Origin of the sequence: Turneriella parva DSM 21527, from assembly GCF_000266885.1 — a bacterium.
In the GTDB taxonomy this organism is placed as follows: Bacteria; Spirochaetota; Leptospiria; order Turneriellales; family Turneriellaceae; genus Turneriella; species Turneriella parva.
The window spans coordinates 1057688-1083601 of sequence record NC_018020.1 but is presented as its reverse complement, the minus strand read 5'-3'; the positions used below and the strand labels follow the sequence as shown (position 1 = coordinate 1083601).

Here is a 25914-nt window from a genome sequence, read left to right as displayed (position 1 = left end):
CGAAACCGATTATTTCCGGCGCAAGCCGGGAATAATCGGTTTCTATTTGACCCGGCGAATTTCGTCGCGGGTTCGTCGGCATGAACCTGCGCGAAAGCAATATCGAAAAGCTGAAAAAACGCCACTTTGATGTGATCGTCATCGGTGGAGGCATCAACGGCGCAGTTTCGGCTGCCGCGCTTTCGGGCAAGGGCGCAAAAGTTGCCCTCATTGATAAAGGTGACTTTGCTTCGTTCACGAGTCAAGAATCGTCGAACCTTGCCTGGGGTGGTATCAAGTATCTCGAGACGCTGGAGTTCGGCCTCGTGCGCAAGCTCTGCATGTCGCGTAACCACCTCATTCGCAGCTACCCATCGACGGTGCAAGAAATTCGCTTCTTTACCACCATCGAGAAGGGTTTTCGTTTCCCTGTATGGTTCATTTGGCTGGGTACCTGGTTCTATTGGCTCATCGGTAATTTTTTCACACGTACCCCGCGCTATCTGACGAAACGCAAGATCAACAAGCTCGAACCGGGCATCAACACCGCCAACGCTGCCGGTGGCTTTGAATATTCGGATGCATACCTGCACGACAATGACGCTCGCTTCGTTTTTGGGTTTGTGAGGCAAGCCATGAACAACGGCTGTATCGCAGCCAACTACGTCGCCGCAACCTCGGCAACAAAGGCCGACGGCAAATGGCAAATCGCCGCGAAAGACATGATGACCAAAAAGGCATTTCGTATCTCAGCCGATATTGTCGTGAATGCCTGCGGTCCCTATGCTGACTCGTTTAATGAAGCAGCCCAGGTTTCTACAGAGCACCAGCACGTATTCTCGAAGGGAATTCACCTCATCGTAAACCGACTTTCAAAAGAAGAGCGCGTACTGACTTTTTTTGCCGACGATGGTCGCCTGTTTTTCGCAATCCCCATGGGGGCTAAAACCTGTATCGGTACAACCGATACGCGGGTAACTGCACCCGAGTCATTCGTCACCCGTGAAGACCGTGAGTTCGTGCTGAACAATATCAACAAGCGGATGAAGCTTGCCGCTCCGCTGACAGAAAAAGACATTATCGCAGAACGCTGCGGTGTGCGCCCGCTGGTTGTGAAGAAGGGTAAAGGCGGCGGTAAAGACTGGATTCAGCTGTCGCGCAAGCATGAGATTGAAGTCAATAAAGGCCGCAGGCAGATTACGATCTTTGGTGGCAAACTGACCGACTGCCTCAACGTCGGCGACGAGGTGAGTGAGTTTGTCGAAGAGCTGGGTGTCGCTCTGCCTTATCCGAAACGGCGTTGGTATGGCGAGCCGCACGAATCGTTTCGTGACGAATTCTTTCATCAGGCCAAACTCATGGACCTCGACGGCTACACCGCGCCGCAGGCCTCTGAAAAACTCTCGACACGCTTCTGGCGGCGCTACGGAGCGCACGCGCTCGTGCTGCTCGAAGAAATTCGCGAGAACCCTGCCGAAGCTGAGCTTCTGATTGAAGGCGCCGAATACACGCGCGTTGAAATCAGAGAGGCTGCCGGCCGTGAAATGGTCACCAAGCTCGAAGACTTTCTGCGCCGCCGCTCGAAGATTGCGCTCATCGCGCGCAAAGAAGACATACGCAATTCAAAAGGCATGAAAGAAGCGTGCAAGATTCTGTTCGGTAAAGACGCACAGAAAAGGTTTAAAGAATACTTTGGTTAACAAATCCTGAATTTCGACCTTATCTGGCGCGCGGCAAACATCCGGAAAAGAGGCAAGCCTCGTCGTTTGCAAAGCCAAACGACTGATAAAGCGCTGCGCTGCTTGCCTCTTTTCCGGTGCCGCTCGCCAGCAGCGGGTTTCCCAAAGGGAAACCCTTAGCTATAACTTTGCGCTTGTTCGAAGAATCTTTGGTTCGCGTATTGTACCAATTGCCCGTTGCGAAGACGGCCGTCGGGCATTTGCGCGAGTTTCTTTTGAAAGTCGTTGTGAAGAGCCAAAAGGTTTTTCAGAAGATCGTTTAGGTAGAAATCCCTCACTGTGTCGGCGTTCCATTGTAGCTGCCATTTGGCTTTGTGGCTGAACACCTTGGGCGACCATTTGCGGTAGCGATTGAGCACGGCGTCAGCCGGCTTTTTCGTGAGCGGAAATATCAGCGTCTCAGGCCAGGGATAAAATACCATGAGGCAGATGCCGTTGGCATAGATGTATTCGGTAAACGGAATGCGGCCGCCGCGAAATTCGCTGGGTTTGGGGCGGCGATACCAGATGTGCGTCAGCTCGCGTGCTTCGGGGTTTATTGCTTTCAGAATCAGTTCGGTAAGTTCGGCGGGCTCGACGGGAAAGAACGCATCTTTTGAGGGAGCCTCTTCGACGACGAGCGGCAACACGTCAGATTTCTTGACGGGCATGAGCAGGTCGACCCGGTCAAACACCTTGTCGGGCGCTTCGTCGGGGTCGCTGCCGTAGATGCGGCTCTTATGCCATTCGTTCTTGTTCGTCAGCGGCATACTGATTTTTGGGTTAGAGACATGACGACAAACGCATAGCGTTTGTCGTCATGTCTAAACATATCTGTAAATGCAGAGAAAGTGCAGCACGCTGCCCGTCAGCACGAAGAGGTGCCAGATCATGTGGTGGTAGGGCAACCGTGCCATCGAATAGAAGATCGTGCCGGCTGTGTAGGCAATGCCCCCCGCGAATAACAGCCACACGCCGCCCGCCGAGAGGCCGATATAGACCGGCTTCACAAAAAAGATCACGAGCCAGCCCATGAGTATGTACGTCGTGAGCGACACTGCTTCATAGCGGTGGCCGAATATCATCTTGAACGTGATGCCAATGATCGCTAGGCCCCAGACGATGCCAAAGAATGTCCAGCCGATGGGGCCGCGCAGTGTCACGAGCAGAATCGGCGTGTAGGTTCCCGCAATTGCGAAAAAAATAGCACTGTGGTCCATCCGCCTTAAAAATTGTTTTGTTCTGGGGTGCCATAGCGCGTGGTAGAGGCTCGAGGCCATATAGAGAAAAACCATCGATGCACCGAAAAGGCTATAGCCCACGATTCGCCACGGGTCTTTGAATTCGACGCCGCGCACAATGAGAAACGCAGTGCCCGCGATCGCCAGGCCTGCGCCGATGCCGTGCGTCAGCAGGTTCGCAATTTCGTGGCGCATCGCGGTTCTGAAGCGCGCATGGTGGCCCTTGCGGCGCAGCTGCTGCGGTGGCAGTGCCTGCGCGACGACTTTACTGGTAGCTCTGGGCTGCTTGCGTTTGGGTGCTTTGGGTGAGGATTTTTTCACCACACGTTTCTTTTTCGCCAGGGTTTTGGCTTTCGCTTTCTTTCTCACGGGAGTCTTTTAGATGCATATCGGCGGCCGTGCGTTGCAAGAAATCTGGCTGCGTTGACTATTTCTGGCCGATCGCTGCAAAAAATTCTTTACCGGTTTCACCGTACATCGGTTCAGAGCCGGTGCTCATATTCGCGATCACCTTTTTCGTGTTGGGCTGCTGGTCGGTGATTATTTCGGGCAGGTTGTCGGGCAAGGCGATCGAAGTCGAATCGTTGCTCGAAGATTCTGGCCTTACCCGCATATTGAAATATATTTTCACGCACAACCCGTTCACCGGCTACCAGAAAGATTTGCGCATTCTGCTCTTTGGCGTTGCGGGGCTTGCCCTCATCGTCGCAGGTGTCGTGATTGCTGTCTATTTTGTTTTTGTGACCTCGGCCAGTACCGGCAGATAAACAACGATCAGGCGGTCGCGAGAATGCGGCGGTGCGCAAATCGGGCGCAGCAGACAAAATGAATTGACCGACTCGTTGCGCACCTGAGTCTTGCATACCTATGGCAAATGGCACCGCGGCGAAGACCAAGAAACCCTATTTCTGGCAGCGCAAATACTTCATCGACAAGCGCTTTCAGGGCAAGTTTATTCTGCGCTATTCGATTGTCGTCGCCATTTCGGCGGTTCTCGTAATTGGTGCCCTTTTTGCCCTCAAGAATAAGGCCTATAGCCTGCTACCCGACGGCGCATCAGTGCTCGCGCAAATGGATGTCGATAACCACCAGGCCCTCGCAAAAGACAAAGACGGCAAATGGGTAATCGTCGCCGAAGGCCAGGGACAAGAGTATTTTCCGCTCAAGGTGACCTCTGGCGGCTACAAGTTCTACAACGCGTTCGACCTCTACATATGGCCGGTGATTGTCGTCACGCTACTCAACATTCTCATCATCATGATCTACAGCGTGTTCTTTTCGCACAAGGTTGCCGGCCCCATCTTCAAAATCAAGAAGCACCTGAACCACTATCTGGCAACCGGCGACTATGAAGATATCAAGCTACGCAAAGGTGACAACCTCGACGACCTCGCGAGGCTGGTGAACCATGCAATACACCGGCACGAGCATAAGCACAGCTACGATAAACCTGGCCCGGGCACCGGAGGGCAGGCATAGCCGATGCGCCTGTTTCTGATTTGTCTGGCGTTCTCGTTAACCGGCACTCTTTTTGCCGAGACAACGCGGCCTGAAATTCTCGACCGTATTCGCGATTACGACATGCGTCACAGCGACCTCTTGGTCAAGATTGTGCGCGATGCCGAAACGCTGCGCTACGCAAAAGTGCGCGCGCTCGAAAAGATGTCGGTCATTTACCGGCAGTCAAAAGCAGACGGTGAAATCGTCGCTCCCCGCTATCTTGATGGTCTGAATTTTGGGCTCGTCAACAAGAGTCCCGATGTGCGCGAGGCCGCCTGTACTGCCGCGATCGTGTTCAACGAATCGGCGATCGCGCCAAAACTCGTGGTGAATCTTGCAAACACGCTCAAAGAAGAACTCAACCCGGCGGTTATCTATGCCTGCGCGCATACGCTCGCAACGTACACCAAACATGCTGAGATTATTGTGCCAGCTTTGCTCAGCCGCGTTGATCGCTATCTCAACGACTTTCAGAATTCATCTGCTGACGAAAAAGCGCTGCGTGAAGTCTGTCTTGCACTCAAGGGCATGCACGCGCGAAAGGCGTTTATACCCCTGCTCAAAGTGCTGCAGTCACGCTACGATGAAGATGTGAAAAGCGCCGCGCAAGAAGCGATACAGGCGATCAAAATACAATAATCGCTTATTGCCTCGCGGCTTCGGCCCTTTCATAGACGCGGTGCATGCGGTTTCGCCGCAGCATCGCCTCGGTCTTTTTTACCATCTTGTATTTCTGCCATTCAGCTTCGGTAAAGTATTCGGGTGTGAGCGCATCTTTCTGATGACAGCTCGCCGGCGGCTGCAGTGAAAACATATGGTTCCAGCTGGCGGTTGTGAAACAAAATGGTCTCGGGGGATATACAAAAGTTCTCGGTAAGTGCCGCACCGAAAAACTTCTGGGGTTATAGCGGTCTGCGTCTTCGTACGCGATCTTGACCGCAACACGTTTTGAATCCAACACCACTTCGATGAGTTCGATATCTGCCGGGCCAGACATGATGTCTTTAATCTTGAGGCCCCCCGTGTAGATCAGACGGCTCATGGCAGCGCCAAAGCCCGAATGCGGGTTTTTTTCGTCGTGATAAAAAGGGTGGTACGCAATGTGAATCTCGCCCGCCGCATTCTTGGCCATTCGGTAGAGCATTCGATCGGGCTTGCCATAAAGTGCATGCGGTTGAACAACAGGGGCAAACTCTGCGGCGAGCCGGTCATCGCGCAGCGGCGTAAAGTCACCCACCGACATGTCGGTTTCTGTTAAGGGGCGCAAAACCCAGAAAGCGACGACGCCCGACACGATCAAGAGGCTTGCAACAATTCGAAGTCCCTTGTGGCGCAGCGGTGCCGGCATATCAACCCCGCGTGCGGCGGTTCAGCACTAGTCGAAGGTCGATGCGCACATTTTTTTCGATGGGGTTGAGCGCGCTGTTATACGTGATGCCGAATTCTTCGCGGTCAATGAATATGCTGCCGGTGAGGGTGGTGCGCTGTTCGTTGCCCTCGCGCAGCAAACTGATTTCCAGACCCTTTGATTTGCCGCGAATCGTCAGGTCGCCTTCAACCGCGAATCGACTGGCTTTTTGCAAATTGGCGTTATCGGGCTTCACCGACCTGACCCTGAACGTGTGCTGCGGAAAAGCCGTGCAGTCAAAAAAGTCGGGACCTCTCAGGTGATTGTCACGGCGTTCGTTGTCAGTATCAATCGACGCGCACTCGATTGCGAGATCGCCGACGACATGGTAGTTGCCCGATATTTTGCCTTTGAAATCCCATTTGCGAAAAAGGCCGTGCGCCTTGATCACCCGCGACTGCGCGACGAAAGCGATTTGTGACGCGTCGCCGTCGATTTCATACCAAACCGTCTTGCCGGCAGCGTGCGCAGCGGCCAGAGCAAGAACACAGGCAAGAACGAGGCCAGTCAGGTATATGCGCATCGGTTTAACCCTGCCAGTTGCGGCGCCTTGACCACGCCCTGTATTGCCCGTAATGGTGTAGGCCGAAAAACAAGAAATAGTTGAGATAGACGACGGCATAGTAACCGCGCTGAATCCAATTGCTGACGAGCATCAGGTAGACGATAATTAGAGCCTGAAAAACTGCCAGAATCCACAGAGGCACTGGTATGAAGAAGAAGAGCAGCACTTCGTTGCGGGGGTATAGAGCAGCGACCGCAAAGAAAAGCGACATCTCAAGAGGCATGAACGTATCGATTGCAAGGCCCGTCGCGAGCGAATAGCCGACTGACATGATCAGGCCGATTAGAAAGTAGAGCGTGGTTTTGAAAGGGCCCCAGGCCTGCTCCATGATCTGCATGATAGAGTAGATAAAGAAGAGAACGATGATGATCCAAAAGTCATTGCTCAGCGGCAGTGCAATAAATGTGATCACCCGCCAGATCTCGCCGCGCATCACTAGCTCGGGAATCAGCATAAACTTCATTTTCGCGAGCGGTGAAATCTGGTACGCAAAGAAACCAAATGCCTGCATCACGACGAGAATTAGCCCGAGATTCTCAATACCGAAGCGGTAGTACTTGCGTTCAAGGTTGTCGATAAATCGCGGAGTTTGAATTGACATAAGGTTTGATCTTTGAGGGAAAAACTTCTATTCGCCATGCGGCGAATAGAAGTTTTTCCTTTTGGTGCTATAGTGTTTCGACCATACAGAAATTACGTTATCCGACTGATTGCCGCCGGTTTGTTCTGTCTGCAAATCACCGTCTGTAAGTCGGCGCCACAGTCGATCGGCGGGCCCCCGCCTAAACTGACAGTTGAGCAGTTTATGCTGCAAGACTGGCAGCGGCAGGTCGAATATCTTGAATCGATCGGCAAATTCGGCAGGTCGGGTGATGACGACAAAATTATCGGCGCTGCGCTGACCGACGATGATTCGGCAGTGGTCGTCGCGTCTTTGCAGGTCATTCTCAAACTCGAGCGCGATGAGCATCTGCCACAGGTTTTGCCCCTGCTGAAGCACGACGACGCCATGATACGCTGGCATGCGCTGCTGATCGTCGAGAGGCTCGCGAGCGACCAGCGCCTCATTACCGAGGTTGCCCGCCTCATGAGTGACAAAGAATGGCTCGTGCGCGAAGCGGCCTACCGCACGCTGCGCAAGTACAGCAGCGAGCGCAAGACCAAGACGTATTTCTATACAGTGTTGCTGAATCTGAAAGAGCGCAACACATCGGTCGTCGTCGAAATTTACCGCACGCTCGTGTGGTACGACGATGAGTCTGCCTGGCCATACGTGATCAAGCGCAGCTACCATTGCAAGTCGGCTTCTGAACTGATTTTGGTGATGCGCGAACTCGCCCGTACCAAAACCCGCGAAGCACAGGTGCGCCTCAAAACGCTCACCCGCAGCCAGAGCGTGATCGTGCGGCAAGAGGCCAATGAGCTGCTGAGAGAATATTATTAGGGTTTCCCTAATAATATACCATTCGGAAAACCGCTTTACAGATTAAATGCCTGCGGTCAGGTACGGATTCGCGTATGCGTATCTGCGGCTATATCGTGACTGCGTTGTTCGCCGGTAGTCTGAGTGTGTTGCATGCTCAGGCGCGATTTGTGACGCTGAAAGGTAAGGTACAGGTTTTCGAGGGTGGGCGCTGGGTTAAGGCGGCTTTCGAGAACAGGCTCACGCAAGAAAGTAGCGTGCAGGTTGGCTATCGTAGCGGGGCAGTAGTAGCGCTACCTGAAGGTAGCCAGGTGGCACTCAAAGAAAATACGGTGCTGAGTTTTAACGAGCTCGCAACCGATCTCTCAAAACCACGAACCGAGCTTTACATTCAGCAGGGTGGGCTGGGGGCCTATGTCAAAAAGCCTGCAAGCGGGCAGAAGAATTCTTTTATCGTCAAAACTCCCACCGTCGTGGTTGGCGTTCGGGGGTCTTTTATGGAGCTCGCCCGCCACGGCACACAGCACGAAGTCAAGGCGATAGAGTCCGCGGCCTTTTTGCGCAACACAGCAACGCCTGCAACCAACCGCGAGCGCCTGCAAAAAGCATTTGCGGTACTCGAGCGCGCATACCTCATGGATCGCGATGAAAAGAACCGTGCGGCAAAACTCGCAGAAAAAGCCCAAAATGACGATGACCGGCAGGCATTCGTCGCGCTGCAGCAGCCTTCTGTTGATACGCCCGAATTTGTTCAGGCACTCCAAGAAATTAAGGACCATCGTACGCTGACTCGCGAGCTATTGACCCGGCAAGAGAAGGTGTTTGAGGCGAACCAGGGCGACCGAAAAGCAGTCGTTCAGGCTCTTATGCAGGTACGCGCGCTGACCATGCTGCAGCTACTCTGGGCAGAGGCAGCCTACAAGGCAGAGCTTGAGGCATACCTCGTCGCGCTAAAACAGGCGAATCGTAAGAAAGAGCAGACAGACGATGACGACGAAGTATTCTTTAACAATCTTGAATCTGCTTATGTACCGCAGGGCGATTCGGCCCGCTCCAGCGGCGAACTGCATGGCCCCTATTCGACACGCACTTTTGATTCGCGTGCGGAGCGCAATTTTTCATCGGGGTCTTCGGCTGCAGAGCAGTCATTTCTCGGCAATATTACCGACATTCAATCTGGCTTTGGCAACGACGTTCAGGGTCTCTACAATTCTATCAACTCAGTCACCCAACCATCTTCAGTAGGCGAGCCCACGCTGCAGAAATTTTAGGGGGATTTATGAATTTCATGAGAGCCGTCGCGTGTGGGGGGGTAATCCTCACGATGCTTCTTTCTGCCGGCTGCGCCAAGAAGCAGCTGCCCGAGGCCAAGGTCAAAGGTCTGGCGAAGTTTCAAATCAATGGCGGGGCGCCCATATCGCAGGCTTCGAGCGATGAGTATAACCCGTACGTCATTCAGATGGGTAATAACTACCTGGTTTTGGTGTTCGGCTCGAACCGTGCGTGCGGTACCTGCACGGGGCATAACCTCTTTATCGCGCGTTCGGCGAGCGCCTACAACAACGATGCAGTTTTTCCCGCATTTGACAATCCCACTGTGATCACAATTGCCGGCACGCCGCTCAACTACGCGAGTCGCATACAATTCGCCGCGACCGCGACCGGCAACAATGTGCGCGTCTTTCTCACCAACACCGGTGGTAACGTGCAGCAGACCGCTGCGATTGTGCCGACCGGGCCATATGACACGACGCTCACGAACATCGCGAATACTGCAGGCCTGGCTTCGACTGTTCTCGGCGTCGAGATCACCGGTAATCGCCTCTACGCCCGCCAGGCAGGCAGCGTCTATGCAATCAACCATGCTTCGGCGGGCGACCCGCTGGCAGGCATGGCCACGGGGCAGACTGCGTCATCGGTTGCCAATCTCGATGGCAGCTTCACGTCGCGCAGTGACGGGTTCTTTTCGCTGATCGATGGCACTATAACGAGCATGTCACTTTATGGTAATGGCGGCAATCTGGCGGTGGTGAACAACGCGATCGCCAAAGCGCGTATCACGGCTCGGCAGGTCACCGTCATGGGTGGTCTCGGTGGCGGGTTCGGCGGAGCCCTCATGTTTATTTCGGGCACCGAATTCGGAGGCACGAGCGAAGACATGTATGTCGTCGACGGTCTCACTGTCTGGGAGATGTGGCAGCAGATAAACCCCAAGCCACCCGGGCCACCGAGTACCGGTGGTGGCGGCTCAACCGCTGTTGCCGAGCCGGCATATTCGCCGACTGCAGGGCATTATGGTATGCCGCTGAATGTTACGTTAAGCTCCACAACTTCGGGCGCTGTGATATGTTACACTACCGACGGCGTGACTGACCCCGTTTGCGACGCCTGCCTGCACCACCGGGAGCACCTACAGCAGTGCCATCAGTTTCTATAACCTGACGCGCACTTTTCGCGCACGCGCCTGCAAGGCAGGACTGACTGATTCGGCGGTCGTGGCTGCAACGCATGTTTCAGATGGCGGCCAGCCCAGTACACCCACGTCGCCCGTCGCCGATGGCACCACATCTTCGCAGGTGCAACTTACATGGGCGGCGTCATCAGACCCAGGCAACCTGACGCCGGTCTCGCAGCTCGTGTATGAAATCTGCCAGACGACGGTGAATAACGGATGTAATACGTTTACAGCTACCTTCACCAGCTCGGCCGGCGCGACGAGTTACAACTCCAACGGTCTCTCTGCTTCAACCACTTATTACTACCGCATTCGTTCGCGTGATCTCGCCGGTAACACCAGCGGCTACACAGCGCAAGTGAGCGCCACGACCGCCGCCGGGCCGACAGTGAACGCGCCAACTTTCAGCCCCGTAGCCGGTACATACAATACAACACAGAATGTGACGATCAGCACCACAACGGGCTCGGCAACAATTTGTTATACGACCGATGGTGTTACGAATCCCGTTTGCGATGCGACACCGACGTGCACGACCGGTACAACCTATAGCGGCGCGGTGGCCATTTCAGCCACGCAGCAACTCAGGGCAATCGGCTGTCGCAACGGCTATACCAGCTCGACTGTCACGAGTGGCACCTACACCATCGACTCTGTCGCACCCGTCATCAGCGCGACTGCCCCCGCGTCGAGTGCGACTGTGTCAAATACGCAGGTGAGCTTCACGTTCTCAGAGGCCTGCGCCTCAGGCAATGTCACATGGACGCGAACGGGTGGCTCTGTCGATGGCGGTTCGCCTCACATGCGCTCGCTGGTCGGCTCAGAACTCACGTCGGGTGCGCACAATAATATCACACTGACCAACAACCCAACCCTTGTTTCAGGTGCAATCTATTCGATCGCATTCAATTGCACTGATGCCGCTGGTAATGCGGCGACGACGGTCACGAGCACGAATGTGACCTTTAGCGCAACCCCCGGCGTCACGCGCATTTGGGAGACCAATGGAAGCGTCAATACATCAGTGATCAGCGGCAACACGCTCTATATCGGCGGGAATTTCACGTTTATCGGCCCTCAGACAGGTGGCGGCGCACCCATTGATACCTCAAGCGCGGCGATCTCCCCGACCAACCACCTGTACAATAATGGCAGCATCTACGCCGTCGTTCCCGATGGCGCCGGTGGTTGGTATGTTGGCGGCACGTTCACTCAAATCGGCGGCATGGCGCGCAACCGGCTTGCACGCATTAATGCCGATGGCACGTTGCATCCATTTGACCCCGATGTGAACAACATCGTGTACGCAATGCAGCTCTCGGGCACCACGCTTTATATTGCCGGCACGTTTACCTTTGCCGGTGGCCAGACGCGTAATCGTTTAGCAGCTATTGATACGACGATTGCAACTAACAATGCAACGGCATTTGATCCTGCGCCGAACGGTGCCGTTTATGGGCTGCTCTTGAGCGGCACGACGCTCTATGTGGGTGGCGGATTTACAACCATTGGCGGCCAGACGCGCAATCGCATCGCTGCGCTCAACACAACGCTCGACACAAACAACGCCACAAATTGGAACCCGAATGCAAATAATTCAGTTAGCGCAATGGCAATTTCGGGTACCACTATTTATGTGGGTGGTACATTCGGCAGCATTGGCGGCCAAACGCGCAGCCGTATCGCGGCCCTGGATATCACTACCGGAACCGCCACCTCGTGGAACCCCAACGCCGATTCAACCGTTACGGCACTCGTGGTTGCTGGCACTGTCGTCTACGCAGGCGGTGGATTTACGACGATCGGAGGGCAGGCGCGCAGCCACATTGCGGCAATCGATACAACCTCAGGTACGGCGACCACCTGGAACCCTTCGGCTAACAGTCCGGTAAACGCCATGGCGCTTTCAGGTTCTACGGTTTATCTCGGTGGCGATTTTACTATGGTCACGGGATTCGTTCGCAACTACATCGCCGCGATCGATTTGGTCACGGGAGCCGGCACGGCGTGGAACCCCAATGCGAACAACATCGTCTACACGCTCGCCATTTCGGGGACGACCGTATATGCTGGCGGGTCGTTCAACAATATTGGGGGACAAGCCCGCAATTATCTCGCTGCGCTGAATGCTACGGTGAATACCAACAATGCAACCGCGTGGAACCCCGGTGCGAGCACAACAGTGAATTCGATCGTCGTAGCGGGAACAACGCTCTATGCAGGAGGCAATTTCAGTACGCTGGGCGGGCAATCACGCGCCTACATCGGGGCCGTCGACACGACGATAAATACCAACAACGCAACCACGTGGAACCCGGGTGCAAACACCGTTGTGAACGCCGTGGCGATTTCGGGCACGACGCTTTACGCGGGCGGCTCCTTTACTTCAATAGGTGGCCAGACACGCAATTACATTGCGGCGCTCGATACAACCATAGATACCAACAACGCCACAGCATGGAATCCGAATGCCAACGGCATCGTGAATGCATTTGTCAGTTCGGGCACTAACATCTACGTCGGCGGACAGTTTTCTTTCATCGGCGGGCAGGCGCGAAATTATGTTGCGGCACTCGATACCGCGACGGGCAGCGCGACGGCATGGAACCCATCGGCCAACAATACCGTCAGCACAATCGCTCTTTCGGGCACAACACTCTACTTGGGTGGCTCTTTCACGAATGTCGGCGGTCTTGCGCGGAACCGACTCGCCGGGCTCGATACCACGATCAATACCAACAATGCAACAGCCTTCAACCCCAATAGCAATGGCATCGTGCGCACGATTTCACTCTTGAACCAGACCCTTTATGCAGGGGGCGACTTGACCATCATCAATAGCAAGACCCGCAATCGCCTTGCGGCAGTGGATTTGGTAAGTGGCACCGCCTATTAGCACAATATGAAAGACTTACTCAGAATCGCAACAGCGTCGGTGATGCTGGCGTTAGCCGCCGCTGCGCAGCCCCTCAGCGAAAACCTCATTCTCGATGAAGAGCTTTCGGCGCTCCGTGCAATTACCGTCACCAAAAAAGCCACCTTCTCAGACCTCTGCAAAATGGTGCTGATTCACCGCAATGAGCTTGAGAAGTATAATACCGACGAAGAGCGCTGCGCGCGCCTGGCCGAGCTCAAAATATACGATACCACCTCGGTGGGGCATATTCATCTGAAACCTGTGACCAAGGGTGCGGTCGCGAAAGCCGTTCTGAATCTTTACAACCTCGAAAAAACCCTGCTCTTTCGGCTGACCGGTATAGAATGGTACGCAATCCAAAATGCTGAAATTCTTTCTCTGATCGAAAAAGGCTCGAATAGTTGGGATAACCTAAGCGGCGAAGAGTTGGTGACAATTATGGATATCGCGATGCAGCGTGCGCAAGAACAATCAACCTGGATGCTGCCAAAGAATCCGTACAAAGAATTTGGTTTCGAGACTTACCCCGAAATGGAACAGAAGACCAAGCCACTTGAGCCCGAGAAAAAATCTGAAGAAAAAGCAGACGAACCTAAACCGGCCGCGCCGCCGGCTGAAGACAAGTGATGCCCATGAAAGTTCGATTGTACTCTATTTCTCTCGCGCTGCTGTGTGCCGTCTTGGTTGCACCACTGATTGCACAAGCTAAGCCTGCCGTGAAGCCCCCGGTTGCCAAGCCTGCCGCGGGTTCTGAAGCCGCCCCGCCAAAGAAAGTTTCGCCACCTGTTTCTGCGCCGGCTTCTGAGAGTGACGACGAAGCCGATGAAAACCCCGAGGTGAAATCTGAAGCAAAACCTGAAACTAAGCCAGAGGTCGAATCCACCAAGAATGAGAGTGCGCCGGCACTGGTTGTGACCCCACCGCCCGCAGACGCAGACGAGCCACAGAACCACCACTATCTGCGCGGTGGACTTATGGCAACGAACACGTATTATATCGACCCGGTCATCAACCCTGGACTCTTCGCCGGCTTTTATCGCCCGTTCGCTAAGTACGCCTACAACGAAAAATACAGCGCCACGGCGCGCGGTCTCTTGACTGTGAAGCACTATATCGAACCCATCGGCGCTCGGCAGCAGACGAAGGGCACCGGCAGCTTCGAAATACTCGCGGCCGAAGCAAAATATGACCGGCATACTTTCACTGCAGGCCGCAGTTTCTACATGATCGAGCAGGGCCTGTTATTCGCCAACTTTGCCGACGGTTTTGGCTACACGGGCAGGTTTCCGTTCGGGCAACTGCGCGGCTTTGCCACCTATTCGGCCGAATATGGCGCCGCAGCCTGCGCGTTGAATGTCACAGGTTGCAACGGTGACCCGGGGCCATTCGTGAATACGCCGAACCTTTTGCCCGATTCGGGTGTGCAAAATTCTGGCCGGCGCATATTTTTCGCCGCTGAATATTATACGCCAGAGTACCTCGGTGCGCAGGCGACGGCATACGCGCTCTATTCGCGCGACATGATTAGCGAAGATGCCTCACGCACGAAGTATGCGTATCATCCCTGGTATGGCGGTTTGGGTCTGAGGGGATATATCGTGAATTCGAACCTGCGCTATCGTGCAGATATGATCTACCAGGGTGGCAGTACGTACAATCTCGTGCTCAACGGTGTCTCTGCGCCGGCGACAATTTCTGCCATGGCCGCTCTCGTGAATTTCACCTATAATCTTCCCGTTCTGACGCAATACGATTCACAACTGACTGCTGAAGTTGCAGCGGGCTCAGGCGATGCGGATGCCTCACGCATGACGAATGCTTCGCAGTCGAATACCGACGGCTCTTATACCGCGTTTCACAACTTCGGCAGCTTCTCTGGTGGTCTTGCGTTAAAGCCGCGACTCGCCAACCTGCAAGTCGTAAGGCTCGGCACGTACTTTCGTCCGCTGAAGCCGAACTTTGCCCTTCGTAACCTCGCCGTGCAGCTCAAATACAGCTATTACCGCAAAAGCGTCGCGCCGGGCGGCATCTCTGACCCGGCGGCGACTGAGGCGAGCAGCGATGTGGGTCATGCGGGTGATCTCGCGGTGACATTCAACCCGATGGCCGACCTGCAGTTCTTTTGGGGCTTTGGTGTGTTTAAGCCCGGCTCGGCTTACCCAGTGCTCAACTTCGATGGCACAGATGGCCAGGCCTGGCGCTATGCGCACCTGATTAGTCTCACGCTGATTTTTTGATTTGACGCGGCGCACACAAACATCCTGTGTGCGCGCATGACGCCCGAACGCCTGATTGTTAACCCTCTTTTAGAAATCCGCCTGAAGGGCACACAGGCGCAGATGGGCGCGCAATATGGTGAAATTCTGGCAGCCGAGGGTGGTTACGAACCGCTGCTCGATTTTTATCCACGCATGGCAGAGTCGCTGCTCCTCTCAGGAGTGCCGCGCCGCCTGCGTAACGGGCCCCTGCGCCGTGTCGCGGGCCAGCTGATGCACTGGGCCGTGAACTCGATGTCGAAGGGCCGGCTGCCACAATTTACCGAGCGCGCGCATGCGATCGCCCGCGCTGCGAATCTCTCGCCCGAGATGGTGCGGCACATGCTGGTGATGGATGTCTTTCAGAACAGTATCGGCGTTTTGGGCCGCGTCGGCGCCCTTCGACAGGTGCAGGGCGATGCCGGGTATTCGGGCCGACCGCTGGTGCACGCACTTGGCGCGTGCACTTCTGCAGTCACATTCGGCCCGCTGTCGGCAGACGGCGAACTGATGCATGCGCGCAACTTCGATTTTCCCGGTGTCGGTGTGTGGGATAAATCGCCGACGATCGTTTATTGTTCACCCGAGCATGGCATACCCTACGGTTATATCGGCGCGCGTGGTGCGGATGTTCCCGGTATTACGGCCTTTAACGCCGAAGGGCTGACTGTCACCTTTCACACGCGTTTTCACCGCGACGTCGATTTCACCGCCACCGGTGTCATCGATCTCGGGCACGAAATTGTCAGCAACTCGCGCACCATTGAAGATGCGATCAACATTGTGAGCCGCCACAAAGTAGCGTCGACCTGGGGTATCATGGTGACATCCGCGAAAGAAAGGAATGCCGCCGTTATCGAGACGACTGCCAAAAAGATGCGCGTCACCTGGGCGAAAAACGGCCGGCATGGCCAGACGAACCATTACCTGCACAGCGACATGGTGCCGGGCGAAATCGCCACGAGCAACGGTTGGACATCGTACACCGTCGATCGCCTGCGCCTCTTAGAGAAATTTTTTGCCGAAGCAGAACAGCGCGGCGGTGCCACGCTGACAGATATGCAGAATCTGCTCGGCGCCGACTTCGAGGTCGATGCACCCGGAGTGCCCCGCATGCTCGGCTCGCTCATCGGCTATGTCATGTCGGTGCAGTCAGTTGTGTTCAAACTGCAGTCAGGTATCGTATCGCTGTCGCTGGGTGAAGCACCGACAGGCTGGGGCCCTTATTACAACCACGAGATCAATTGGTCAGGTGACGCATTGAAGCTGGTAGACCCGGCGAAACAGAAGCTGAGCGCTGTCACCGCACACTATGCGAGTGGTGAAGCGTTGGCTGCGTACCGCCATTTTCAACGCGCGTTTCTCACTGATTTTCAATGTGGCCCGCTCGAACAAGTGCGCGAACATGTTGCGCAGGCTTCGGCTTATGCAAGCGAAGACAGTTCGCTAAAATTTGTCGAAGGCGCGCTCGCGCTTGAGGCGCGTGAAGCCGACGTCGCATACCGACATCTGGTGCAAGCGGCGCAGCGCGAAACCTCACCCTACCGCAAGGCGCAGGCATTGCTCTGGGCGGCGCGCGCGGCAGCTGCATCGGGTCGCGGCAGCGAGGCAGCAAGTCTTCGAAAAGAAGTCTTCGTACTCAGCCACCACAACATTGCGCACTTCAAGCAGGCAGCGGCGAAAGACGCAAACCAGCTGATTACGAAGCGCAACTATTCTGATATGGTGCTGAGCCTGAGCATGTTAGATGCTGCTTAAGTAATCAGCAAAGCCTGATTACTTAAGCAGCTTTCGAATTGCCTGAAAAAAGTGCAACCTTTCGAGCGGTGCATTCAGCCAGCCACACGTGATGCAGTAATATTTGTCGTGCGGTGCCGCATGGTGAACCGCGTGGTGCGCCACTGGCAGAATGACGTGCGCGCTTTGCAGCGCGCCGACGAGCCTGGGCGGTGAATCCATATGCGACCATTTGTGAATCTGGTTTGTCAGAAATATACTCAGAAAAAAGAGCACGAAATATAAACGCAGCAAATAATCATGCGTGGGCGATGTCGCGACCCAGATGTAGATCATCGGCGGCAGCGAAACGAGGCAATTGGCGCCATTGGTTTCAATAAAAGAGTGGCGCGTGATCGCCTTCGGGTCGACATGGTGCTCGCGAAAGGCATAAATGAAAACTTTGCCGAAGAATGGCGTGTCAGGGTTGCCGAAATTGTCTGCGAGAAAGTGAACCAGGCCCGAAACAAAATCGGCGCTGAGCCAGGCGGCAAGCACCATCAGCAGAATTTTTGCGGCGAGAAATTCAGAATTTTGTGACGTTACCGCAAAGCTCGTGATGCCCGAGTAAATCAGCAGCGCCCCGAAAAGAGCGAAGAGTGCAATCGCAGCCGAATCGAGCGCGAGCTGCCATTTGGGATATGCCTGAGTTTCCATAGTTGTCCGTCAAAGCTATACGATGGGGCCGCTAAATCAGATTTCACATAAACCGGCACGCCGAGGGCCCGAGCCCTGTTGCGGCAGCGGCTCTGTTGACGTTTACCAATGTACCGAAGGTCGGACTTGAACCGACATGGGGTTGCCCCCACCGCATTTTGAGTGCGGCGTGTCTACCATTTCACCACTTCGGCGGCTTGCGAATAAAAAAACCCGCTAACGCGGGTTTATTTATTCGCAATGCGCCGAAAACTATAAATCCTGCTCTATGTATTTGCCTTTGCCTCGAGCGACGATCTTGCCGATGTCGTCTTCGAGTTCGGCGCGGTTTTCAATGACGCGCTTGTTCTTCTTCACAAAATAACCACGCAGGTAGAGAGGCTCATTGACTTTCGCAAGCTGCAGGTAACGGATTGTGACTTCGCCGGTATTGACGTTCAGATTCAGCGCCTGGTTGATTTTCATCATAACTTCGTCGAGCATGACCGCAATAATGCCTGGGTGCACGCACTCAGGCTGGTTGCCCTGAAAATGCACGGGCAATACAATTTCACCGTATGCTGTTTTGGTGTCTTCGTCGAAGCGCAGGTCGAGTTTCAGCCCTTGCTCGTTGTCGGGGCTGGTACCGAAACTCAGATTCTTCTGTCTTCTCAGTACCTTCATGGGCCAGTGTTACCTTTTGTAACACTTTGTCAAGAAGTATACAGGGTGTGCACTATTGCTCCGGCTTACATTCCAAAACGAAGTGCGATAGGGCTGCGAAAGTAGACCTCGGCCGGGGTTCGGTAATTCAGCCGCTTGCGTGGTCGGTTATTTAGTAATTTAAGCGCTGCGTCAACCTGTTCCTGGTCGATGCGCCGAAAATCTGTGCCTTTGGGAAAAGACTCGCGCAGCAGGCCGTTCGTGTTTTCGTTCGTACCTCTCTGCCATGGCGAGCCGGGGTCACAAAAGTAGATGCCGCAGTTCAGCACTTGCTGCAGGTCGCGGTAGCCACTCATCTCGGTGCCCCGATCGTAAATGATACCCCGCAGCCGTTCGTTATCGATGTCGGCGAATAGGTCGCGCGCTGCAGCGTTAAACTGTGTCACCAATTTGCGCTCCAGTTTCGCCGCGAGCAAGTAACGCGAATGCCTTTCGACGAAAGTTGCAATCTGCCCGGTGCCCATTTTACCCTCGACCAAATCGCCCTCCCAGTAGCCGGGTTTGCGTCGCGTCAAAGCTTCGGCTGGCAGGTCGTGAATGCGAAAAAACCCTTTGTTTTCAGCCTCAATCCTCACTTTGCGCTTGTATGGTTTGCCTTTGCGGCGCAGGCACAGGCGATAAAAATTCGATGTGCCGGATTTCTTGCGCACATGATTGTAAATCGTCTGCATGCAGACACCGTCGAAACGTTCTAGGCGCATGCGGCCTGCGATCTGTTCTGGTGACAGCGTCGACTTGAGCGATGCTCCGATCTCTGACCAAAGCTCTGGTGTAACCTTCGCGGCGTTGGTATTAGTCTGGCGCTTTCGCGCCTCGTCTCTGGCGCACCGCGCGCTGTAATGTCGTGGCATTGAATTACGCCGAATCTCTCGAAAAATAGTGCTCGGGTGTCGCTTAAGATTTCTGGCGATTTGGCTGGCCTTGAGGCCCTCAGCAAGGCTTTCTTCTATACGCAGTCTTTCATCATTTGATAGTTGAACGTAGGGTCGCATCCGGGGGCTCCGTGGTCGTTTTTCGCAAATCAACCTCGAAACCCGGGAGCGGCCTTACATTACTTTATCCCTTTCGCACTTCGTTTTGGAATCTGCCCGGAGTGTCGTACAAGCAGTGGCTGCGCCGTCGAATGATCGTATTGAGGTTGGATAGATGATTTATATGTGTCTTCGTCGCTGCGCGCTGGCCTTTACTGCAATTCTGCTGGCGGGTTGCGCCAATATTGGCTTGCTCGACCAGCTCGAAGACCCGGCCGGCGCGAACAGATCATGCGGTGCTGATTGCCGCATTTTCGTCACACAGGCCAACTTCAATGCGAACCTCGGCGGTGCCCCTGGCGCAGACCAAAAGTGCAAACAAGACTTTAATAATCCACGGGGGCCAGGTGTGGGCCCATGGAAGGCGATGCTCGCCGTGGGTGCTCCCTCGCGCCTTGCGTGCACCAGCACAAATTGCACGGTAGGTGGCGCTGGCGAGAATATCGACTGGGCGATGAAAGGCAACACCACCTATCGGCGTCCCGATGGAACGTTGATCGGCGTGACAAACGGTAGCGGCATCTTCGCCTCCGGAATTTCGAATTCGATCAGCAGCACGCTGTTTAACGTCTGGACAGGCCTCAACAGCAACTGGCAAATCAACACCAACTGCAACGGCTGGGCAGACAGTACCGCTGCAGCGGGCACAACCGGCACTTCGACGAGCCTTTCTGACACGGCGATCAACGCTTCACAGCCGGGCTGCGGCAGCGGTAATCACCTGTATTGCGTAGAGCAATAGTCTGGCCGTAATATCCTCGCCGACGCAACACTTGCTTGTCGGGGCGTCTCAACACGGTAATTGTGCGCCGATGCTGCGTTCGACACTGGCAAGCTCTACAGTTGTTCTTTTGAGCCTTGTCGCCTCAGGTTGTAGCAATATTGGCCTGCTCGAGCAGCTTGAGAACCCCGGCGCAACAAAAGTTGAAAGCTGTGGCTCGAATTGTCGAATATTTGTGAGCAGCAATACCTACACCGGTGCCCTCGGCGGCCCCGCTGGCGCCGATACGAAATGTATGAACGACCCCAGCAGGCCTTCAAGCAAGACCATATGGAAGGCTTTGCTCGCGCATCCGTCGCAGCGTATTGCTTGCACGTCTGCTAATTGCGGTGGCGGCGCGGGAGAGAATTCTAATTGGGTCTTAAAACCGAATTCAACCTACAGCCTATTGAACGGTGCAATCGTATCAACGACTAATAGCAGTGGCATTTTTAACTTTCCGTTCACGACCGTAATCGGCGGAGCCGGTGCTGGGGTATGGACCGGAATTGCCAGCAACTGGCTTCAAGGCGGCAACTGTACTGGGTGGACATTAGCGGATTCATCGCTCGCAGCCGTCGGCAATGCAGGCGATTCGACCATGCAGGCAATCAACTGGACGAACTCAGTGTGTACGTCGGGCTCACTGCTGTACTGCGTCGAACAATAGCCGCGTTTTTGGTGCTCTGGCGCAATAGAAAGCAACTACTGCTTGTCGGTGCGTCATGCCCTGCGTGGGCTGCGCCTATGAAACCATGCAGGCTCATGTCCCTATTCTTGACTTTGTGGATATCGAATTGTATGAATATTGGCCTACTTGAGCAGCTCGAAACCCCCGGAGGAAAAACGGTCAGCTGTGGCAGCGATTGCCGCATTTTTGTCACTTCTCTTGCTCACTCAGGCGGCATGGGTGGCATCACGGGGGCCGACGCGAACTGCAATAACGACCCCGCAAGGCCACAGGGAAAAACAGTATGGAAGGCCATGATAGGCTCGACGCCGCTGCGTACTGCATGCACCTCAGCCGATTGTGGGGTAGGTGGCGCAAGCGAAAACTTTAACTGGGTGCTCAGACCGAATACGTCTTATAAGCGGGTCGATGGTGCATTCATCGGCAACACGACTGGCAACGCAATCTTTGCATTTCCCCTGCAGTCAACATTTGACCCCAGTGCGACTTTCGTTTGGACGGGGATGACGGGTTCTTGGCAACCATCGGGCAATTGCACGAATTGGTCGGTTGCCGATTCATTGCTCGTTGCGACCGGCGATGCAAGTTCTTTAGGCACGATCGCGCTTTTTTCAACAAATTCAGCATGCAATTCGAGTTTTCGTTTGTACTGCGCAGAGCAGTGAAAAGAAAGCAGCGCGTGAGGTCGGCATGAAATATTTACACGCTATGGTTCGGGTTCGTGACCTCGAAAAGTCTCTTGCATTCTATTGCGGTGCGCTGGGGCTTGTTGAGAACCGGCGCAAAGATTATCCCGAAGGCAGGTTCACTCTGGTCTATCTCGGTGCGCCGGGCAACCGCGAGGCCGAAGTCGAGCTGACGTATAACTACGACGACGAAGATTATGGCGGCGCGCGCAATTTTGGCCATCTGGCATTTGAAGTCGAAGATATTTATGCCGCCTGCGCGAAACTGCAGCAGCACGGAGTGACGATCAACCGCCCGCCTCGTGATGGTCGCATGGCGTTCGTGCGTTCACCCGACAATATCTCGATTGAACTGCTGCAAAGGGGAAATCCTCAGCCACCGCAAGAGCCATGGCTCTCGATGCCGAATACAGGCAAGTGGTGAGGGACACACAATGCCAGCGATAATTGCCGCCGCTGCTGATGCGATTCAGCGCGAAATCGAAGTTCAACTTACGGGTGAGTCGACGTACAAGTCGCTGCTGCTCGAAGAAAAGCTCTCGCTCTTCATCAATACGGCGGCGACGAAAATGGCGATGGGCATTGGAACCGACTTTGCCGCATTGCGCCCCTATATCACTGACTTCGTGAGCTGCGGCGCTTCGATTTACGATGCCCACCACACGATGGATACCGTTAAGCGCGCTTCGCACCTTGGGCTTTCGGGCATAGAGGTGCATAGCGTAGATTTGGGCGGAGCGAGTATTCCCGCGGCGCTCGAAATCGCGCGCAGGCTTTGCGAGAGCGAGCCTCGCGCGGTGCTGATTGCCGGGTCTGAGGCACCGCGCAGTCTCACAGCGAGCAGTCGCTATTACCGCGAAGTGAATGATGCGCTTTTGCACAAAGAATTAGAACTGCATACGCAGGCGAACCTGATCTCGCTCTACGCACTGTTTGCCGACCGGCTGATGTTTGATCACAACCTGACGCAGGCGCAGGTCGACGCCATCACCACATTCTATCGCAACCAGGCGCAGGCCAACCCGAGGGCCGCGACCTGCGGCAAGCCATTGCGCGAAGGCGAGCTGCAAAGATTTCTGGCAGGCCCTTACGCTACACCGATGGTTGCCGTCGCGACCGACCATGCGGTGGCAATTCTGGTCGTCAGCGATGCGCTGCTGCCCAGATTGAAAAAAGAGCTGCAGCTTAAGCTCGCCGACGAACCGCTCTATATTGCCGGCGTTGGGTCTAACTTCACCGACAAGTACGTCTCGCTGCGGCGTGATTTTTCTACCCCAGCCAAGGTTGCCGCTGAGCGTGCGTTTGCGCGCAGCGGTGTCTCGCCACTCGACATCGACTACGCGTGGATCTATGACTGCTTTACACTTATGCTGGTGAAGCAGGCTGCGCGCTATTTTAATCTCGAGTTCAACAGTGTTGCAGACTCTCTTGCCAAAGGCTATATCGAGCTTAACGGCAAAAAAGTTTTTGTGAACCAATCGGGGGGTATTCTCAACACGCAGGCGGCAATTTCGCTCTCCGCTGCCACCGGCCTCATCGATATTCTCGAGCAGGCACAGAAGAATCCGCAGGCCCGTACGTTTCTTTTTGGCGGCAATGGTGGTCTTGATACAGTGAACTCGGTGGCTATTCTCACCCGATCGCCACGCGCCCCGAAGCCAGCACTGATTTCTGAAGAGCGTTTGCCTGCGCAGCGCGCACAGGCCCTGCGTGAAGGTGAGGTCGTGACGCTCTACGCCGCTGTGATGGTGCGGTTCAACCCTGGTACAGATACACCGTTTGCGCTCGGCGCGTTTCGCCGTGGCGACGGGTCGCTTTGCCTGTTACACATTCAAGACCAGGCAGGCAAGGGACTCAAAGAAACACACTCATTGGTGAGGGATAAAACGCAGGCGCAGATTCGTTTTGTCGAAAACAAACCGCTAGCGGTATTGTTGGACTAATTGGTTTCAGCGCAGAATTGATTCAGACTGCCCCGTAACCCGACAGACATGCGAAAGCCTCGGCGTTTGGCCGCGCAAACGCCTGCTAAAGCGGCCGAAACGGCCTGCTTTCGCCTGTCACGATTAACTTGGTTCATTGACTGTAGCGGGTTACGGGGCAGTCTCATTCACCAATCGATCGGCTTGTAGTCTTTCAGAAATTTTCCCCAAACGTGTTCGCCGGTGTTGATGCCGTGCAAGAATGGATCGCAGATACGGGCGGCGCCGTCGACGATATCGAGCGGCGGCTGAAAGTCGTGCACCTGCTGTTTCAGCTCTGCGAGCTGCGCCGGGTCTTCGTCGGTGACCCAGCCGGTGTCGACGGCGTTCATGAAAATACCCTCTTTAGCGAGATCACCTGCCGAAGTGTGCGTCAGCATGTTGAGTGCAGCCTTTGCCATGTTCGTGTGCGGATGGCGGCTTTCTTTGGTGAAACGATAGAATTTCCCTTCCATCGCCGAGACGTTCACCACATGCTTCTTGCCGGTCTTGGTTTCGCGCATGAGGCCGATCAGCCGGTTGCACAAGACAAATGGCGCAACCGCATTGACGAGCTGCAGTTCAAGCATCTCGGCGGTGTCGATTTCACCAATCTTGAGCCGCCAGCTGTTGGTCGTTCTCAGGTCGACCTGCTGCAGATCGGCGTCGAGCTTGCCCGTCGGAAAAAGCTGCTCCGCTGGTTTTAGCTCGTCGTGGTTATACGGTACCTGCGACAGGCTTGCCGATTTTCTGATACCCACGCCGGGGGCTTTGTCTTGCCACAGGGCCGGCAGCGCCGTTGAAGTTGGCGTCAATGAGGATTGTCTCGCGTTCAGCTGATTCTTGCAGTTTTCAAAATTCTCGAGCAGCTTCTGCGCTCCCGGCGGCAAAGCGCTGAATTCGAGCAATTCACCGGGCATGAGGTGACTGTAAAACGCCGGTGGTCGCCGCACCGTTTGGGCAGCGTTGTTGAGCAGCAAGTCAAGGCTCTGGTAACGACTGATAAAATAGTCGCAGAATATTTCAACGCTCGGTATGTGCCTCAGGTCAAGGCCGTGAATGTGCAGCCGGTGTTGCCAACTTGAGAAATCCCCCTCTTTGCTGAAGCGCAGGGCAGCATCGACGGGAAACCGGGACGTGACCACGACACGCGCACCCGACTGCAGCATCATCAGCGCTGCCTGATACCCTATCTTCAGCCGGGCCCCGGTGATGAGCGCCGTCATGCCCGTGAGGTCGGCGCGCTGAAAGCGCTTCGCATAATTAAAGTCGCCACATTCGCTGCACATCGAGTCATAGAAGTGGTGCAGTTTTGTGTATTCTGCCTTGCAGACATAACAATTGCGCGGCCTCACCGCCTTCGCCTGGTTTTCGCCGGCCACATCTACCAGAGAGGGTTGAAGGGTGAGAACCCGCTGCGGTGCAGTAAACACCGTCGCCTGCCTTGCCGCGCGTATGCCCGTTTGCGCGCGGGCTGAGCGTTCGGCCTGAACGATGGCGAGCAGTTCGCGTTTGCGAATCTGCTTCTGCCGCTGGCGCACATCGGCGCGATTCGGGCGTGAAATCTCGCCGCAGAGTTTCATGAGCTCAATGCGCTGCTCTTCACTGAGTTCGGCCCACGCTTCGGCGTCTGCTGCGAGCGCCTTCAAAACTTCGAGGCTACTATCAATCTGTTCAGGGCTGTGTCGGGTCGCAGGTGAGGAGCTCATAGTCTTCTGTATTCGGGCAAAAACTGGAAGGCGGCGCGCGTTTCGCGTATCTTGATCGGTACGCGAGAGAGCGCGTAAAGAGCTATCATGAAACTAAACCCTCTGACTGACGAAGAAGCGCGGGTGATTCTGCGCAAAGGCACCGAATACCCCGGCACAGGCGAATTCAACAAACACTACGCGCCGGGCGTTTACACTTGCCGGCAGTGCGATACGGAGCTCTACCGCTCTGAATCAAAATTCGATTCGGGTTGTGGTTGGCCGAGTTTTGACGATGAAATTCCAGGGGCCGTGAAGCGCGTGCCCGACGCCGACGGCCGCCGAGTCGAAATCATCTGCGCAGCTTGCGGCGGCCACCTTGGCCACGTTTTTGAAGGTGAACGCTTCACGCCGAAGAACACGCGCCACTGCGTGAATTCGATCTCGCTGAAATTTAGAGCTGCGAAATAACTGTTGCGCGCTACACGCGCAACAGTTATT

Annotated in this window: 26 protein-coding genes and 1 tRNA gene; 17 read left to right on the top strand and 10 right to left on the bottom strand. The window is 55.0% G+C overall.

The window, feature by feature from the left end; translation table 11 throughout:
- Window positions 1–80: 80 nt before the first annotated feature.
- Window positions 81–1679 carry a glycerol-3-phosphate dehydrogenase/oxidase gene (locus TURPA_RS05225; RefSeq protein WP_014802244.1) on the top strand — a complete coding sequence of 533 codons (1599 nt, stop codon included), beginning with the start codon at window positions 81–83 and terminating at the stop codon, window positions 1677–1679.
- Between the two features lie 155 nt (window positions 1680–1834).
- Here TURPA_RS05225 and TURPA_RS05220 read toward each other — a convergent pair whose 3' ends face one another.
- Complete coding sequence (locus TURPA_RS05220) at window positions 1835–2467, bottom strand: hypothetical protein (protein ID WP_014802243.1); 633 nt, start codon at window positions 2465–2467, stop codon at window positions 1835–1837.
- Window positions 2468–2521: 54 nt separating this feature from the next.
- Window positions 2522–3307 carry a PAQR family membrane homeostasis protein TrhA gene (gene trhA, locus TURPA_RS05215; RefSeq protein ID WP_014802242.1) on the bottom strand — a complete coding sequence of 262 codons (786 nt, stop codon included), beginning with the start codon at window positions 3305–3307 and terminating at the stop codon, window positions 2522–2524.
- 29 nt (window positions 3308–3336) lie between these two features.
- Here trhA and TURPA_RS05210 point away from each other — a divergent pair, with 29 nt between their 5' ends.
- The 3 genes from TURPA_RS05210 to TURPA_RS05200 all read left to right on the top strand — a co-directional run bounded on the left by TURPA_RS05210 (window position 3337) and on the right by TURPA_RS05200 (window position 5077).
- Window positions 3337–3705 carry a hypothetical protein gene (locus TURPA_RS05210; RefSeq protein ID WP_014802241.1) on the top strand — a complete coding sequence of 123 codons (369 nt, stop codon included), beginning with the start codon at window positions 3337–3339 and terminating at the stop codon, window positions 3703–3705.
- A gap of 100 nt (window positions 3706–3805) precedes the next feature.
- Entirely contained in the window at window positions 3806–4417 is a 612-nt protein-coding gene (locus tag TURPA_RS05205; protein ID WP_014802240.1) for a hypothetical protein, read from the top strand.
- Between the two features lie 3 nt (window positions 4418–4420).
- Window positions 4421–5077 carry a hypothetical protein gene (locus tag TURPA_RS05200; protein ID WP_014802239.1) on the top strand — a complete coding sequence of 219 codons (657 nt, stop codon included), beginning with the start codon at window positions 4421–4423 and terminating at the stop codon, window positions 5075–5077.
- 4 nt (window positions 5078–5081) lie between these two features.
- Here the strand turns inward: TURPA_RS05200 and TURPA_RS05195 are convergent, their stop codons facing one another.
- Genes TURPA_RS05195 through TURPA_RS05185 form a run of 3 tightly spaced genes read right to left on the bottom strand, consistent with a single transcriptional unit; the run spans window position 5082 to window position 7012 of the window.
- Entirely contained in the window at window positions 5082–5786 is a 705-nt protein-coding gene (locus TURPA_RS05195; RefSeq protein ID WP_014802238.1) for a hypothetical protein, read from the bottom strand.
- A gap of 1 nt (window position 5787) precedes the next feature.
- Window positions 5788–6369 carry a YceI family protein gene (locus tag TURPA_RS05190; RefSeq protein ID WP_014802237.1) on the bottom strand — a complete coding sequence of 194 codons (582 nt, stop codon included), beginning with the start codon at window positions 6367–6369 and terminating at the stop codon, window positions 5788–5790.
- 4 nt (window positions 6370–6373) lie between these two features.
- Window positions 6374–7012 carry a hypothetical protein gene (locus tag TURPA_RS05185; RefSeq protein ID WP_014802236.1) on the bottom strand — a complete coding sequence of 213 codons (639 nt, stop codon included), beginning with the start codon at window positions 7010–7012 and terminating at the stop codon, window positions 6374–6376.
- A 36-nt stretch (window positions 7013–7048) separates the two neighbouring features.
- Between TURPA_RS05185 and TURPA_RS05180 the strand changes: the two genes are divergently transcribed.
- The 7 genes from TURPA_RS05180 (at window position 7049) to TURPA_RS05150 (ending at window position 17219) form a co-directional block, all read left to right on the top strand.
- Window positions 7049–7855: a HEAT repeat domain-containing protein gene (locus TURPA_RS05180; protein WP_014802235.1), complete on the top strand. Its 807-nt coding sequence runs from the start codon at window positions 7049–7051 to the stop codon at window positions 7853–7855.
- Between the two features lie 74 nt (window positions 7856–7929).
- On the top strand, window positions 7930–9105 hold the full coding sequence (locus TURPA_RS05175) for a FecR domain-containing protein (protein WP_014802234.1): 1176 nt from the start codon (window positions 7930–7932) through the stop codon (window positions 9103–9105).
- An 8-nt stretch (window positions 9106–9113) separates the two neighbouring features.
- Window positions 9114–10271 carry a chitobiase/beta-hexosaminidase C-terminal domain-containing protein gene (locus TURPA_RS05170; RefSeq protein ID WP_014802233.1) on the top strand — a complete coding sequence of 386 codons (1158 nt, stop codon included), beginning with the start codon at window positions 9114–9116 and terminating at the stop codon, window positions 10269–10271.
- Window positions 10272–10329: 58 nt separating this feature from the next.
- Window positions 10330–13185 (top strand): FN3 associated domain-containing protein, encoded by a 2856-nt coding sequence (locus tag TURPA_RS21450; protein ID WP_014802232.1) that lies wholly within the window; start codon window positions 10330–10332, stop codon window positions 13183–13185.
- 6 nt (window positions 13186–13191) lie between these two features.
- Window positions 13192–13833, top strand: a complete 642-nt coding sequence (locus TURPA_RS05160) for a hypothetical protein (RefSeq protein WP_014802231.1) — start codon at window positions 13192–13194, stop codon at window positions 13831–13833.
- A 5-nt stretch (window positions 13834–13838) separates the two neighbouring features.
- Complete coding sequence (locus TURPA_RS05155; protein WP_157210403.1) at window positions 13839–15443, top strand: alginate export family protein; 1605 nt, start codon at window positions 13839–13841, stop codon at window positions 15441–15443.
- Window positions 15444–15479: 36 nt separating this feature from the next.
- Window positions 15480–17219, top strand: a complete 1740-nt coding sequence (locus TURPA_RS05150; protein WP_014802229.1) for a C45 family autoproteolytic acyltransferase/hydrolase — start codon at window positions 15480–15482, stop codon at window positions 17217–17219.
- 18 nt (window positions 17220–17237) lie between these two features.
- Here the strand turns inward: TURPA_RS05150 and TURPA_RS05145 are convergent, their stop codons facing one another.
- The 4 genes from TURPA_RS05145 to TURPA_RS05130 all read right to left on the bottom strand — a co-directional run bounded on the left by TURPA_RS05145 (window position 17238) and on the right by TURPA_RS05130 (window position 19588).
- Window positions 17238–17894: a fatty acid desaturase CarF family protein gene (locus TURPA_RS05145; protein ID WP_014802228.1), complete on the bottom strand. Its 657-nt coding sequence runs from the start codon at window positions 17892–17894 to the stop codon at window positions 17238–17240.
- A gap of 111 nt (window positions 17895–18005) precedes the next feature.
- Window positions 18006–18088 (bottom strand) — tRNA-Leu (locus TURPA_RS05140).
- 58 nt (window positions 18089–18146) lie between these two features.
- Entirely contained in the window at window positions 18147–18557 is a 411-nt protein-coding gene (locus TURPA_RS05135; protein ID WP_014802227.1) for a PaaI family thioesterase, read from the bottom strand.
- Between the two features lie 65 nt (window positions 18558–18622).
- Window positions 18623–19588 (bottom strand): IS30 family transposase, encoded by a 966-nt coding sequence (locus TURPA_RS05130; protein ID WP_014801511.1) that lies wholly within the window; start codon window positions 19586–19588, stop codon window positions 18623–18625.
- 163 nt (window positions 19589–19751) lie between these two features.
- On the opposite strand from TURPA_RS05130, the gene TURPA_RS21445 reads away from it, so the two are divergent.
- From TURPA_RS21445 to TURPA_RS05105, 5 genes are all read left to right on the top strand, one after another.
- Window positions 19752–20369 (top strand): DUF1554 domain-containing protein, encoded by a 618-nt coding sequence (locus tag TURPA_RS21445; protein WP_157210402.1) that lies wholly within the window; start codon window positions 19752–19754, stop codon window positions 20367–20369.
- Window positions 20370–20439: 70 nt separating this feature from the next.
- Window positions 20440–21057, top strand: a complete 618-nt coding sequence (locus TURPA_RS21440) for a DUF1554 domain-containing protein (protein ID WP_014802225.1) — start codon at window positions 20440–20442, stop codon at window positions 21055–21057.
- A 131-nt stretch (window positions 21058–21188) separates the two neighbouring features.
- Window positions 21189–21743, top strand: a complete 555-nt coding sequence (locus TURPA_RS23345; RefSeq protein ID WP_053332121.1) for a DUF1554 domain-containing protein — start codon at window positions 21189–21191, stop codon at window positions 21741–21743.
- Window positions 21744–21768: 25 nt separating this feature from the next.
- Entirely contained in the window at window positions 21769–22188 is a 420-nt protein-coding gene (locus TURPA_RS05110; protein ID WP_014802223.1) for a VOC family protein, read from the top strand.
- A 10-nt stretch (window positions 22189–22198) separates the two neighbouring features.
- Window positions 22199–23707, top strand: a complete 1509-nt coding sequence (locus TURPA_RS05105) for a thiolase C-terminal domain-containing protein (RefSeq protein ID WP_014802222.1) — start codon at window positions 22199–22201, stop codon at window positions 23705–23707.
- 167 nt (window positions 23708–23874) lie between these two features.
- Here TURPA_RS05105 and TURPA_RS05100 read toward each other — a convergent pair whose 3' ends face one another.
- A complete protein-coding gene (locus TURPA_RS05100) occupies window positions 23875–25434 on the bottom strand; it encodes an SDR family NAD(P)-dependent oxidoreductase (RefSeq protein WP_014802221.1) in 1560 nt (519 codons plus the stop codon).
- A gap of 87 nt (window positions 25435–25521) precedes the next feature.
- Here TURPA_RS05100 and TURPA_RS05095 point away from each other — a divergent pair, with 87 nt between their 5' ends.
- A complete protein-coding gene (locus tag TURPA_RS05095) occupies window positions 25522–25884 on the top strand; it encodes a methionine-R-sulfoxide reductase (protein ID WP_014802220.1) in 363 nt (120 codons plus the stop codon).
- The last annotated feature ends 30 nt before the right edge of the window (window positions 25885–25914 follow it).